The sequence below is a fragment of the Kitasatospora sp. NPDC058492 genome, assembly GCF_042720685.1.
In the GTDB taxonomy this organism is placed as follows: Bacteria; Actinomycetota; Actinomycetes; order Streptomycetales; family Streptomycetaceae; genus Kitasatospora.
Map to the genome: position 1 here is coordinate 19197 of NZ_JBHXMU010000069.1, position 12791 is coordinate 31987.

The 12791-nt window shown below is 73.2% G+C and carries 9 protein-coding genes; 6 read left to right on the plus strand and 3 right to left on the minus strand.

Translation table 11 applies throughout. The annotated features are described in order from the left end of the window. Positions 1-136: 136 nt before the first annotated feature. Together ACFWPI_RS32915 and ACFWPI_RS32920 are read left to right on the plus strand one after the other, a co-directional pair. Complete coding sequence (locus ACFWPI_RS32915) at positions 137-835, plus strand: hypothetical protein (RefSeq protein WP_380376912.1); 699 nt, start codon at positions 137-139, stop codon at positions 833-835. Between the two features lie 487 nt (positions 836-1322). Further along, a complete protein-coding gene (locus tag ACFWPI_RS32920; RefSeq protein WP_380376909.1) occupies positions 1323-2120 on the plus strand; it encodes an SGNH/GDSL hydrolase family protein in 798 nt (265 codons plus the stop codon). A gap of 158 nt (positions 2121-2278) precedes the next feature. On the opposite strand, the gene ACFWPI_RS32925 is transcribed toward ACFWPI_RS32920, so the two are convergent. The 3 genes from ACFWPI_RS32925 to ACFWPI_RS32935 all read right to left on the minus strand — a co-directional run bounded on the left by ACFWPI_RS32925 (position 2279) and on the right by ACFWPI_RS32935 (position 6934). Further along, the gene (locus ACFWPI_RS32925; RefSeq protein WP_380376906.1) at positions 2279-3169 is read right to left on the minus strand and encodes a nitroreductase/quinone reductase family protein; all 891 of its coding nucleotides are present in this window, start codon (positions 3167-3169) and stop codon (positions 2279-2281) included. A gap of 436 nt (positions 3170-3605) precedes the next feature. Further along, complete coding sequence (locus ACFWPI_RS32930; RefSeq protein WP_380376950.1) at positions 3606-4793, minus strand: polysaccharide deacetylase family protein; 1188 nt, start codon at positions 4791-4793, stop codon at positions 3606-3608. Between the two features lie 272 nt (positions 4794-5065). Continuing rightward, a complete protein-coding gene (locus ACFWPI_RS32935) occupies positions 5066-6934 on the minus strand; it encodes an AMP-dependent synthetase/ligase (protein ID WP_380376904.1) in 1869 nt (622 codons plus the stop codon). A gap of 565 nt (positions 6935-7499) precedes the next feature. Between ACFWPI_RS32935 and ACFWPI_RS32940 the strand changes: the two genes are divergently transcribed. From ACFWPI_RS32940 to ACFWPI_RS32955, 4 genes are all read left to right on the plus strand, one after another. After that, the gene (locus tag ACFWPI_RS32940) at positions 7500-10373 is read left to right on the plus strand and encodes a nitrate- and nitrite sensing domain-containing protein (RefSeq protein ID WP_380376901.1); all 2874 of its coding nucleotides are present in this window, start codon (positions 7500-7502) and stop codon (positions 10371-10373) included. Beyond that, on the plus strand, positions 10370-10789 hold the full coding sequence (locus ACFWPI_RS32945; protein ID WP_063349983.1) for a roadblock/LC7 domain-containing protein: 420 nt from the start codon (positions 10370-10372) through the stop codon (positions 10787-10789). The genes ACFWPI_RS32940 and ACFWPI_RS32945 overlap by 4 nt, the downstream gene beginning before the upstream one ends. An 8-nt stretch (positions 10790-10797) precedes the next feature. Then, the gene (locus ACFWPI_RS32950) at positions 10798-11319 is read left to right on the plus strand and encodes a DUF742 domain-containing protein (RefSeq protein ID WP_380376897.1); all 522 of its coding nucleotides are present in this window, start codon (positions 10798-10800) and stop codon (positions 11317-11319) included. A 127-nt stretch (positions 11320-11446) separates the two neighbouring features. Beyond that, positions 11447-11998 (plus strand): ATP/GTP-binding protein, encoded by a 552-nt coding sequence (locus ACFWPI_RS32955; protein WP_380376947.1) that lies wholly within the window; start codon positions 11447-11449, stop codon positions 11996-11998. The last annotated feature ends 793 nt before the right edge of the window (positions 11999-12791 follow it).

The following is a 12791-nucleotide window of genomic DNA, read 5'->3' on the forward strand; positions in this document are numbered from 1 at the left end:
AAGATTCGGAGAAGATCAACAGCAGGAGCGTGCGGTGCCCCACGCCGCCGCTCCGGCCGCTCCGCTCCGTACCGTGCTCCGCAGGTCCGTCCCGCGCACTGCCGGTCCGGCGAGCCCGACAGCGAGAGGGGGACGCATGAGCCGGATCGAGTACAGCGCGGAGATCGCCGAGCTGCTCGGCAGGGTGCGCCGGCGTCCCACGGCGGGGTGGCCGTGGCGGCCGGGCGAGCAGGTGCCCGAGGGGCTGCCGGTGAAGCAGTCCTGGGGGTGGCTGTTCGCTCCGGACGGGCGGGTGCTGACCCTGGTCAACCCCAGGGACGGGATCTGCTCGCTCCCCGGCGGCTCGCTGGAACCGGAGGACGCCGGGGATCCGGCCTCCGCGCTGGCCCGGGAGGCGGCCGAGGAGGCCCAGGCCGTGATCGGCCGACCGTACTACCTCGGTTACCTCTACGACCGGGTCGGCTCGGCCAACGGCGGGCACGAGTGTGCGCGGGTCCGGATGGCGGCGGCGCTGCGCGCGGTCGGCCCGAGCGCGGCCGACCCGGCCTCCGGCCGGCACTACCGGCGGCTGCTGGTCGCGCCCGGACTCGCCGTCGAACTGCTCGGCTGGGGCGCGCCCGGGCTGCGCCAGGCCCGGGTGGCGGTCTCCACCGCCGCCCGTCGGCTCGGCGTGCCGGTCGCCGCGAACGAGGCGATCGAGGAGCTGCCGGTGGAGGGCTGCGTGGTCTTCCCCGGCGCCGTCTACCCGGATGCCGTGTGTCCGGACGCCGGTTACCCGGAGGCCGTCCGCCCGGATGCGGTGTGCCCGAGCGAGTCTCACCCGGGCCTCGCGTAGCCGGAGGAGGGGTTGCCGGGTGACGGTGCCGTCCGCGTGATCCACGGTCAGGGCTTCGAGCTGGAGCCCGCGTGCGCCGGAGCCCGCGCGCGCTGACGCCCTTGCGTGAGAAGTCGGTTCGCGCGGAGTCGGGTCGTGTCGTGCCGGTTCGTGGCGGTTCGTGCCGCGCTGTGCCGTGGCGAGCCCCGGCGCGACGCGACGCGTCGTACGGCGGGGTGGCCTGGCGATGGCCGTGTCGTAACGGTGTCCTGGCCGCGCCCTGACTACCAACTGACCACTCGCTGACTTTTTCACCGACCACTGTCTACGCGCGATGACCGACGTCGGTCGGCGTACACCGGCGCTGACCAGCGCCAACTCACGCCCTGTGGCCGATGGTTCACTTCTGCGTTGTCGGACTGCCCGTCAATGTCCTTGGCATGACCGCTTCCCGGTTCACCTACTGCCTGGTATCACTTCTGTGACCCGTACCACACCAGGAGGTGCCATGCTCCGTCCAGCGCGCGCCATGTCCGTTGCCGCGATAGCGGCTCTGCTCACTCTGACCACGTTGTTCACCGCTTCATCCGCGAATGCGGCGAGCGTCAACTACGTCGCCCTCGGGGACTCCTACTCCGCCGGTGTCGGTGCCGGCAGCTACCTGAGCGACAGCGGCAACTGCAAGCGAAGCACCAACGCCTACCCGTACCTGTGGAAGAACGCGCACTCGCCGTCGTCCTTCTCGTTCGTCGCGTGTTCCGGCGCCAGAACCGGAGACGTCCTCAGCAACCAGATCTCCGCGCTGAGCTCCAGCACCACGCTGGTCAGCCTGTCGGTCGGCGGCAACGACGCCGGCTTCGCCGACACCATGAAGACCTGCGTGCTGGAGTCGGACAGCACCTGCCTCAGCGCCGTCAGCGCGGCCCAGAACTACGCCCGCAACACCCTGCCCGCCCAGCTGGACAAGGTGTACTCGACGATCCACACCAAGGCGCCGAACGCCCACGTGGTGGTGCTGGGCTACCCGCACCTCTACAAGATCGGCGGCAGCTGCATCCTCGGCATCAGTGACACCAAGCGCGCCGCGATCAACGGCGCCGCCGACACGCTGGACGAGGTCATCGCCAAGCGGGTCGCCAACGCCGGCTTCAGCTTCGGCGACGTGCGCAGCATCTTCACCGAGCACGAGATCTGCGGCTCGCAGACCACCTGGCTGAACAGCGCCACCCTGCCGGTCGACGAGAGCTACCACCCGAAGGCCGCCGGCCAGTCCGGTGGCTACCTCCCGGTCTTCACCCAGTCGTAACGGCTTCGCGCCGGTAGGCCGTCGCATCGGCAGGCCTGTCACATAGGTGGGACCGTCGCGTCGGTAGGCCGTCGCTCCAGGACGCCGCCGAACCGGCTCGTGGGCCGTCGGCCCCTCTCCCCGAGCGTGGGGAGAGGGGCCGACGGCATTCGTGCGTCTCAGTCCCGGGCCGGACCGGGCCGGAGCGGCGGGAACGGGATCCCGGCGAGCGTCGGGAGCAGTTCCGCTTCCTCGTAGTCGAGGTGTGCCTCCAGCTCGGCCGACATCCGGTCCAACTCGGCCCGGAGCCGGTCCGGTTCGGTGACCTCGATCCCGGTCAGCAGTGCCACCAGCTCCTCCTTGATCCGCCCGATCACCAGGTGCTGTTCGCCCAGCTGTTCCAGCACCCCGGCCAGCTCCGGGTGGTTGCGCGCGAGCGCGGGGAAGATCGCGGCGTCCTCGCCGCTGTGGTGGTGCGTCAGCCCCTCGCAGAAGGCGAGGCAGTGCTGGCGCAGTTGGAGCCCGAGGCCGGTCGGGCGGCCCGCGACGTGCGAGTGCGTCTCCTCCCGGACGTGGCGCAGCTGCGCACGCAGCCAGGTGTGGGCCTCCAGCAGCTTGTCGGCGAGGCTGCGCACCTCGCGCGCGGGTGTCTCGGGTCGTTCCAGGACGACCACCGGCAGTTCCCGGTCGGTGTTCGCCTGGTAGTCGCCGTACCCGGGTGCCTGCCGGACGACGGCCGCGAACAGTCGTTCCCGGCGGGCGCCTTCGGCGGGTACGGCGATCACGTCGAACGCCTCGGAGCCGAGTTCGACCCGGACCACCGGTCGGGCGAGCAGGTTGCGGTACCACTGCGGGTGGTCCGGCGCCCCGGCGGCGGAGGCGACGACCAGGAGCAGTCCCTCGGCCCGGACGTACCCGAGCGGCACGGTGTGCGGCTTGCCCGACCTGGCCCCGGCGGTGGTGAGCAGCAGCAGGTCGCCGCCCTCGAACGGGCCGCCGACCCGCCCGCCGTTGGCGCGGAACTCCTCGATGACGCTCTGGTTGAACTGGTTGACATGGTTCGTGGACATGGACATAGGTGTGGGTGAAGTCTCCTGCAGGGGTTGGGAGTCACGGCCACACGCGGTGCACGGGCGTGCACGCGGACACCACGGTGACCGCCTACGTCAGATCAGGGCAGCGGAGAAAGTACTCATCGCGCATCGTCCCTCGGATAAAGGTGCTCGCTCGGCTGCCGGCCGGCCCACTACTCTGTGGCCGGCGCCGCGCTGCACGCCCCCATTAGAGCCACGCGCGGACGCCCTGTCAACGAGCAAGATCGCCGCCGAAAGATCGCCGACGCGGGGCCGCCGACGCGGGACCTCACCGGCGTCGCCGACTTCGACGAGCGCCTGCGCGGCTGGATGGCGCACGTCTTCGGCTGAGCCCGGCCGCCGGTGGACGGGAGCCCCGCGAGTGGGTGCCCCCGTCGGCGGGCTCTCTGGGGAGCCCGCCGACGGCGACGCGTCAGCGCAGGTAGTCGACCAGGCCGGCCGGCTTGAGCCCGGCCGCGTCGGCAGCGGCGAGGGCGCGCTGGAGATCGGCGGCGAGGGTGTCGGTCCAGTGCATCAGGACGACGTCGCCCGGCTGAAGCAGGCCCGGGTGCCAGATGTTGGACGCGCCCCAGCTGAAGTCCGCGTCGGCGGTGAGCACGGTGCGGATGCCGCAGTTGGCGGCGGCCTGAAGGGTGTCGGCGTTCCAGGCGAAGTACGGCGGGCGGAAGGCCACCGGTGTGGTGCCGAACTGGCGGGTCAGGGCGTCGCGGGCGTCGCAGATCTCGATCTGCTGCTGCGCCAGCGGCAGTTTGCTGAGGTCGGAGTGGGAGACGCTGTGGTCCTGGATGGAGGAGCCGGGTACGGCCGTGACGCGCCGGAAGAAGTCGGGGTCGGTGCCGGCCGGCATCGGCAGCGGGAAGGCGGTGATCGGCAGCCGGTGGTCGGCGATGACTTTCTCCGCCTCGGGGGTGCGCTGCCAGCCGTCGTCGATGGTGAAGAAGACGACCTTGTCGCTGGTGGGTATGGATCCGGCGGCCACGGCCGGGGCGGGTGCGGGGCCGTCCACCCGGACGTCGTCGACCGAGAACGGGCCCTGCTGGTACCAGCCGTGGACGTAGAGCCGGACGCTGTGCGCGTTCGGGCCGGTGGTGAACCGGGTGGTGAGCTGCTGCCAGCCGCCGCCGGTGGTCTCGGTCCAGGCCGGGGCGACGTCCCTGCCGGTGCCGGTGGCTCCCAGGTAGACGAAGGCGCCGCGGACCCAGGCCGAGGCGGTGTAGGCGGTGTTGGGCTGGACGGCCACGGTCTGCGCGCACTCGCCGGTGGAGTCGGCGGTGGCCGGCGTGACGGTGAGCGCGGAGGTGCCGGAGTGCGCGGCGGTGGTGGTGACGGCGGCTTCGGCCGGGCCGCCGGTGCAGTTCCAGCCGGGGACGGCGCCCCAGGCGGAGAGGTCGGGGGTGGGCAGTTCGAAGCCGGGGTTGGTGGCCAGGTTGACGGTCGGGCCGCTCGGGGTGTTCGGACCGCTCGGGGCGCTCGGGGCGTCGGCCGGGGCGGGCCCGGGGGCGGCGGAGGCCGCCGGGGCGGCGAAGGCGGTGAGCAGCGCGACGGAGGCGGCCAGCGCGGACAGGCGCGCGGACAGGCGCGCAGACGGGCGCGTGGACATCGACACGAGAGGACTCCTGCGTGTGGGGGACACGCCCGTGGGGAGGGCGTGGCGGAATCGGAACCCTGGAACCGGAACCCTGGAACCGGGCCCGTGGGGCGGGCCTCTGGAACCGGGCTCGCGGGACCTGGGTGCTCCCGGAGGGGCGGGAGCGGATGGTGCGCCGCACTCGGACCGAGGAGAAACAATGGACTGGACCAATCAGCCCGTCAAGGGAACGGCCGGTGAACCGAAGCCCACCGCACCTGCCACAAAAGGGACGAGACGATCAGTCAGGGGACGTACAACTCCGCGATGTCATCGGCGTAGTACTTGGCGATCGCCGCCCGGCGCAGCTTCAGGGAGGGTGTCAGCAGCCCCTGGTCCTGGCTGAACTCGCGGGGCAGCAGCCGGAACGCGCGGATCGACTCGGCCCGCGACACCGCCGTGTTCGCCGCCGCCACCGCGCGCTGGACCTCGGTGTGCAGCTGCTCGTCCGCGAGCACCGCCCACGGGTCCAGCTGCTCCAGCCCGTGCGTCTTCAACCAGTGTGCCAGCGCCGCCGGGTCGAGCGTGATCAGCGCGGCCACGTACGGGCGGTCGTCGCCCACCACCAGGCACTGGGAGACCAGTGGGTGCGCGGCCACCCGCTCCTCCAGCGCCGACGGGGCCAGGTTCTTGCCGCTGCTGGTGACGATCAGGTCCTTCTTGCGGCCGGTGATGGTCAGGTAGCCGTCCTCGTCCAGCCGGCCCAGGTCGCCCGTCCCGAACCAGCCGTCGATCAGGGACTCCGCCGTGCACTGCGGGTGGTTGAGGTAGCCGCCGAAGACCGAGCCGCCGCGCACCCAGACCTCGCCGTCGTCGGCGAGGGCCACCGACGAGCCCGGCAGCGGGTGCCCGACCGTGCCCAGCTTCTGCCGCCCGATCGGGTTGGCGGTGATCGCGGCGGACGTCTCGGTCAGCCCGTAGCCCTCGTACAGGTGCAGGCCGGCGCCGGTGAAGAAGAGGCCGAGTTCACGGCGCAGCGCGGAGCCGCCGCACATCACGCTGCGCACCCGGCCGCCGAGTACGGCCCGCAGCCGCTGGTAGACGGTCCGCTCGTAGGCGAGGTGGCGCAGCCGCAGCTTGGGGCTGGGCCCGGGCCCGCGCCCGAACGCCTTCTGCTCCCGGGCGGCGGCCCAGTCGACGGCCACCTGCCGGGCCTGTTCGAAGAGTTCGCCGCGCCCGGCGTCCTCGGCGGCCCGCCGGGCCTGCTGGAAGATCTTCTCGAAGACGTACGGGACGACGTGCAGGAAGGTCGGCCGGAAGGACTCCATCGCGGGCAGCAGGGCGTCGGTGGAGACCTCGGGGACGTGCCCGATCCGGAAGCCGCCGCGGATCGCCGCGACCTGCACGGCCCGTCCGTAGACGTGTGCCAGCGGCAGGAACAGCAGGGTGGACGGCTGTCCGCCGCCGGTGTCGTGGAAGGCCTCCCGCCAGCCGCCGAGCAGCGCGTCGGCCTCGGCGGCCAGGTTGGCGTGGGTGATCAGGCAGCCCTTGGGGCGGCCGGTGGTGCCCGAGGTGTAGACGACCGTGGCGACGTTCCCGGCCGTGACGCCGAGCCGCTGGCGGTGGACGAGCGAGTCGGGCACGTCACGGCCGTCCTCGGTGATCGCGGCGACGCAGTCGCGGTCCAGCTGCCAGATGCCGGTGAGGTCGGGCAGCGCGTCGCAGACCGCGCCGACCGTCATCGCGGCGTCCTCGTCCTCGACCAGGCAGGCCACGGCCTGGGTCTCGGCGAGGATCCAGCGCACCTGCTCGGCCGCCGCCGTGGGGTAGACCGGGACGGTGATCGCGCCGATCGACCAGAGCGCGTAGTCGAACAGCGTCCACTCGTAGCGGGTGCGGGACATCAGGGCGACCCGGTCGCCGTAGCGCACGCCCCGGGTGAGCAGGCCCTTGGCGAGGGCGAGCACCTCGTCGCGGAACTCCCGCGCGGTGACGCCCTGCCACTCGTCCCGGTGCCCGTCCCGGTGCTCGGCGGGGTCGGCGGGGCCCGGCGGGCCGACGCGGCGGGCCAACTGCACCAGGTCCGGTGTGCGTTCGGCGGTGTCGTACAGCGAGTCGGCGAGTCCTCCGGTGGCCTCGGGCCCGGCCACGGCGGGGGTGGTGAACTCGCGCACATTCCCCCCGTTGGCGTCTCGCGGCGGCACTGCCCGCGCCGGTGCCGGAACCGGTGTCGGCGCCGGAGGCCGTGGCGGCGGTGCCGGGCCGCGCAGGTGGAGCGAAACTATCGGATCGGCCTGTCACTGCCCAGGGTTGTGACCGTGACGCGACGAGATCGGCACCGGTCCCTGCGGAAGGTGTCGCCGCCGAGGAGGAACCGCGTGCGTTCGGTGACCGGGCAAACCGGGCGGCGGTGGATGATCCGGACGCGAGCCCGCAGTGACCGGGAGTCGATCCTGACGTGTGCGGGGCAAGCCGGGGAAGTGGACTGGTACGACCCTCGAACGAGTGGTCAGGGCGTAGTAGGCTCTCGCAGACCTGCGACCGGGGGCCTCCCGGCCAGGCCCGATCCGACGACGCACCATCCACGCCGACCAGCCCCGAAGCCGATTCCCGAAGCCCGCACCCGAACTCTTTCCGAAGCCCTTTCCGAAGCCCTTTCCCAAGCCTTTTCCGGCCGAGCCCCGCGGCTCCTCCGAACCGCTCCCCGTCCGCGCCTGGCACTTCCCGACCGAGGACTCCATGCGTCTGCGCAGCAGCTCGATCCGCGCGAAGATCATCGCGCTGCTCCTGGTGCCCATCGTCGCACTCACCGCGCTGTGGGTGTACGCGACCTTCGCCACCACCGGAGACGTCTGGGGCCAGCTGGAGATCAGCCGTACGTACAAGGAGTTCGGGACCCCGGTCGACCGGTACGCCGACGATCTGCAGAACGAGCGTCGCGCGGCCGTCCAGCGACTGGCCGTCCCGAACTCGCAGGTCGCCACGGACGCCTACGAACACGCCAAGGCCGCCACCGACCGCAGCCTCGACGTCCTGCGGCAGAAGAAGGACCACGCGGGCGGCAAGCTCTCCAGCTCCCAGCGCGGCCGCTTCCTGCAGATCATCGCCGCCGCCGACCAGATCGGACCGCTGCGCGCGCAGGTCGGCCGCTCCGCGCTCAACTGGGAGTTCGCGCTGGGGCAGTACAGCGACCTGGTCAAGCCGGTGTTCGGCTTCCGGTCCGCCTACGTCGCCCGGCAGAGCGGCCAACTCCCGCGGCAGGGGACCATCCTGATCGAGCTGGTGCGCGCCCGCGAGTACCTCGCGCAGGAGGACGCGGCGATGGAGGGCCTGCGCGGCGGGGCGGCCAAGCCCACCGCCGAGCAGTACCAGGTCGCCCTGGACGCCCTGCACAACCAGCAGGCCCTGTTCACCGTCTACATCGCCGAACTCGAACCCGCGGACCAGTCCGACTACATCGCCCTGCGCGGCGGCGAGGCCTGGGCCGCGCTGGCCCGCGCCGAAGCGGACTTCGTCGGCGCCGGCGGCCCCGAGCGGGTCGCCCAGGCGATCAACGGCGACTCCTGGCGGGAGACCGCCGACCGGGCGCTCGGCGACCTCACCTCGATCAACACCCGGATCGCCAACGGGATCGGCGAGCGCGAACGGTCCGCCGCGATCGGGCTGCTCTGGCGCGGCGGCATCGCCGGTGCGATCGGCCTGGTCGCGGTCGTCCTGTCGGTGCTGATCTCCTTCCGGATCGGGCGCGGCCTCGCCCGCGAACTGATCGGACTGCGCAACGCGGCCAACGAACTGGCCGGCGCCCGGCTGCCCTCCGTCATGCTGCGGCTGCGCCGCGGCGAGGCGGTGGACGTCGCGGCCGAGGCACCCGAACTGCGCTTCGGGGCGGCCGAGATAGGCCAGGTCGGCCAGGCCTTCAACGCCGTCCAGCGGGCCGCCGTCGAGGCCGCCGTCGAACAGGCCGAACTGCGGCGCGGCGTCTCGGCGGTGTTCGTCAACCTCGCCCGGCGCAGCCAGGTGCTGCTGCACCGCCAGCTCACCCTGCTCGACACCATGGAGCGCCGCACCGAGAACCCGACCGAGCTGGCCGACCTCTTCAAGGTCGACCACCTCACCACGCGCATGCGGCGGCACGCCGAGGGCCTGATCATCCTCGCCGGCGGCTCGCCCGGGCGTGCCTGGCGCAAGCCCGTCCGGATGGTGGATGTGGTCCGTGCGGCGGTCGGCGAGGTCGAGGACTACGCCCGGGTGATCGTCCGGCCGTTCCCCGGCACCGGCCTGCTCGGCAGCGCCGTCGCGGACGTCACCCACCTGATCGCCGAACTCGTCGAGAACGCCGCGGTGTTCTCCCCGCCGACCACCCAAGTCACCGTCCAGGGTGAGGTGGTGGCGCACGGATTCGCGCTGGAGATCGACGACCGCGGGCTCGGGCTGAGCGATCAACTCCTCGCCGAAACCAACGAACGCCTCGCCGTGGAGCAGGAGTTCGACCTCGCCGACACCGACCGGCTGGGCCTGTTCGTGGTCAGCCGGCTGGCCCGGCGGCACGGCATCCGGGTCCACCTGCGCCCGTCCCCGTACGGCGGGACGACGGCGGTCGTGCTGATCCCGCGCGAACTGCTCGCCGAGGCGCCGGACGGCCTGCCCGAACCGCCGCCCACCGGACAGCGCTCCGCCCCGGTCCGGCGCGGACAGCGCGACCTGGTCGCCGTGCCCGCGCTCGGTGGTGGCGGTGGTGGCGGTGGTGGCGGTGGTGGCGGCGGTGCGGCGGAGGGCGCGGCTCGGGCCGCTGCCGGCTCTGCCGTCGGTGTCGGCGCCGGTGCTGGGTCTGTGGCCGGTTCCGTCGCGGGGGAGGACGAGCGGAACCGGGGCAGCGGCGGTCCACGGCCGTCCACGCCCGAGCCGGCCCGGACACCGGGCGGGCTGCCGCGACGGGCCTCGCGGACCAAGGGCGGGCCGGTGCTGGTGCCCGCGCCGCCCAGGGACGCCGAGGACGGTGCGGGGACGGGGCGCCACCGTCGGGACGAGCCGACCGCGGCCGCTCCCGTCGTCGACGGGCCCGCGGACCCGCCGTTGGTCGCAGGCCCGCGGACCGAGGGCGGGCTGCCCCGGCGGGTCCGGCAGGCGAACCTCGCGCCGCAGCTCAAGGAGCAGCTGAAGGAGCGCCTCCGGGAGCGGGCCGACCACGGGCCCGAGGACGAGGCCGCCCTCGCCGCCCGACGGGCCCGGGAGGCCCAGGAGGCCGAGCGGGCGCGTGAGCGCTCGCCCGAGGAGGCGCGGGCCACCTTCGCCTCGTTCCAGCGCGGCTTCACCCGAGGGCGCGGCGCCGCCACGCCCAGGTCGGCCCCGGCGAGTGCCCGGCCCGCCGCAGTACCCGCCTGGCAGCCGCCGGACCCCGCCCGGCGGGCGATCAGTCCGGCACCCGCCCCGGCGGCGCTGTCCGCGCCGCCGGACGGTGCGCGGGCACCGCTCGCCCGTCGGGTGCCGGCCGGCTCGCCCGTCCGACGGAACCCGGCAAACCCTGCACCACCGGGAACACCTGCACCATCGACAACACCCGTACCAACAGCACCACCTGCACCACCCGCTCCATCGGAAGGAACTGATTCATGACCACTTCGACGCAGCCGTCCGGGGACCTCAACTGGCTCCTGGACGACCTGGTGGGGCGCGTCGCGGCCCTGCGGCACGCCGTGATCCTCTCCAGCGACGGCCTGGCCACCGGCGCCTCCCGCGACCTCGACCGCGAGGACGCCGAGCACCTGGCGGCCGTCGCGGCCGGATTCCACAGCCTGGCCAAGGGCGCCGGCGGGCACTTCAAGGTCGGCGGAGTCCGCCAGACCATGGTGGAACTGGACGAGGCGTTCCTGTTCATCACGGCGGCCGGTGACGGCAGCTGCCTGGCCGTGCTGAGCGAGGCCGAGGCCGACATCGGCCAGATCGCCTACGAGATGGCGCTGCTGGTCAAGCGGGTCGGCGAGCACCTGGCCGCCGAGCCGCGCACCGAAGCCGCGCCGCCGGGGAGATGAGCGGTCCGATGGCGGATCCGAAGGCTGAGGCGGCGGGGCCGCCCGAGTCGTCTGGCTCGGGCGGCTCGGACGTGTCGGCCGGGGCGGTGGTGGAGCAGACGGGCCAGGACGGGGCCGAGTCCGACCTGCTCCACCCGCGTGCCCCTGCCGACGACCGCTGGTTCGACGACGAGGCCGGCCCGGTCGTGCGGCTCTACTCGATGACCCGCGGCCGCACCCGGCCGGTCGAGGACGGCCTGTTCGACCTGATTTCGCTGATCACCGCCGCCGAGCCCGGGCCGAACGCGGGGGCCGTGCCCGCGCACGTCCTCGACCCGGAGCACCAGACCCTCCTCGCCTGGTGCCGCCGCGAGCCGCTGTCCGTCGCCGAACTCGGCTCCTACACCGACCTGCCGGTCAGCGTCGTCCGGGTGCTGCTCGGCGACCTCTACGACGCCGAGCTGATCAGCGTCACCCGACCCGTTCCGCTCGCCGAGCTGCCGGACGAGCGCCTGCTGCGAGACGTGATCAATGGACTCCGTGCGCTCTGACCACGACGGCCGCGCCGCTGCCGGCGGTACCGCTGCCGGCAGTACCCCTGGTGGCGGCACCCCCGGCGGCCACGGCTCCGGCGGTCGCGCCAACGACCCGCGCTGGCGCGGCGGCCCGGCCGTCGCGGTGAAGATCCTCGTCGCGGGCGGCTTCGGCGCGGGCAAGACCACGCTGGTCGGCTCGGTGAGCGAGATCCGGCCGCTGCGCACCGAGGAGGAGCTCAGCGAACTGGGCCGCCCGGTGGACGACACCTCGGGCGTGGAGGCGAAGCGCACCACCACCGTGGCGATGGACTTCGGCCGGATCGACCTGCGGCCCGGACTCGCGCTGTACCTGTTCGGCACACCCGGGCAGGACCGGTTCTGGTTCGTCTGGGACGAGTTGGCCCGCGGCGCGCTCGGCGCACTGGTGCTCGCGGACACCCGGCGGCTGGCCGACTGCTTCCCGTCGGTCGACTTCTTCGAGCAGCGCGGCATCCCGTTCGTGGTCGCGGTGAACTGCTTCGACGGCACCGAGCGGTTCTCCCCGGACGAGGTCCGCGACGCGCTCGACCTCGACCCGGACATTCCCGTGCTGCTGTGTGACGCCCGCCTGCGGGAGGACGGGAAGGAACTCCTGGTCGCGCTCGTCGAGCACGCCGCCGCCCGTCGCCACCGCGGCGCCCCGGCCCGGACCTGACGCCGCCACACCCCGGGTAGAGCGCTGCTGGGACCCGGTCTGACGACACCGCGTCCGGGTCTGATGCCTCCGCGCCCCCGGTCTGACGACACCGCGTCCCTGGTCTGACGACACCGCGTCCCTGGTCTGACGCCGCCGCACCCTCGGTCCGGCAGTGCGCCCTCGGTCCGGCACTGCACCCGCACAGAGGCTTCACAGAGCCTCCGAGCCTCCCGACGTCTCATTCGGTTGTCCGCATCCCGGACGTTCGGTGTGCCGAAGGTTGCCTAGACCGGCCCGGCGTGGAAGGCTCTGGGCACGAAAGCCGCCCGGCCATGCCGTCGGGAGGGCCGGAAACGTTCCGTTCACGAAGGCGCGCATCGACGACGACGCGCCGTCGTGCAGAGCAAGGGGGAGGGCAGCAGGATGACCGTCGGCCAGCGACGCGCCACGACCGATCCCGCCCCCGTCACGCCGGTGCTCACCGTCCGTCGCTACATCGACCAGGCGCTGATCTGCAGCGCCTGTTGTCGGTGACCGGCCAGCCCCTTCCCGGTACGTCCCTGACGCTCCCGGCCCACCCGGCCGCCGTCTGACGCACCGCCAATCCCGTCGACCAGGCCGTAGCGGACCCGCCTCATCCGGCGTGCCCGCGACCGCCGATCCGGCCCCGCCTCGCGGAGAGACCACCAGTGAACATCGCCTGCACCAGCCCCGCCCCCGGCATCGCCGGCCGTCCCCGCTCGACCGGGGCGGCCTCCGCGATGTGCGCGGGTGGACCGGCCAGGCGGTGGAACGGGCGCGCGAACCGCGC

Bases quoted from the DNA above. Each gene is read 5' to 3' on its own strand.
- ACFWPI_RS32915 (WP_380376912.1), top strand. From the start codon at position 137: ATGAGCCGGATCGAGTACAGCGCGGAGATCGCCGAGCTGCTCGGCAGG.
- ACFWPI_RS32920 (WP_380376909.1), top strand. From the start codon at position 1,323: ATGCTCCGTCCAGCGCGCGCCATGTCCGTTGCCGCGATAGCGGCTCTG.
- ACFWPI_RS32925 (WP_380376906.1), bottom strand. From the start codon at position 3,169: ATGTCCACGAACCATGTCAACCAGTTCAACCAGAGCGTCATCGAGGAG.
- ACFWPI_RS32930 (WP_380376950.1), bottom strand. From the start codon at position 4,793: ATGTCCACGCGCCCGTCTGCGCGCCTGTCCGCGCGCCTGTCCGCGCTG.
- ACFWPI_RS32940 (WP_380376901.1), top strand. From the start codon at position 7,500: ATGCGTCTGCGCAGCAGCTCGATCCGCGCGAAGATCATCGCGCTGCTC.
- ACFWPI_RS32945 (WP_063349983.1), top strand. From the start codon at position 10,370: ATGACCACTTCGACGCAGCCGTCCGGGGACCTCAACTGGCTCCTGGAC.
- ACFWPI_RS32950 (WP_380376897.1), top strand. From the start codon at position 10,798: ATGGCGGATCCGAAGGCTGAGGCGGCGGGGCCGCCCGAGTCGTCTGGC.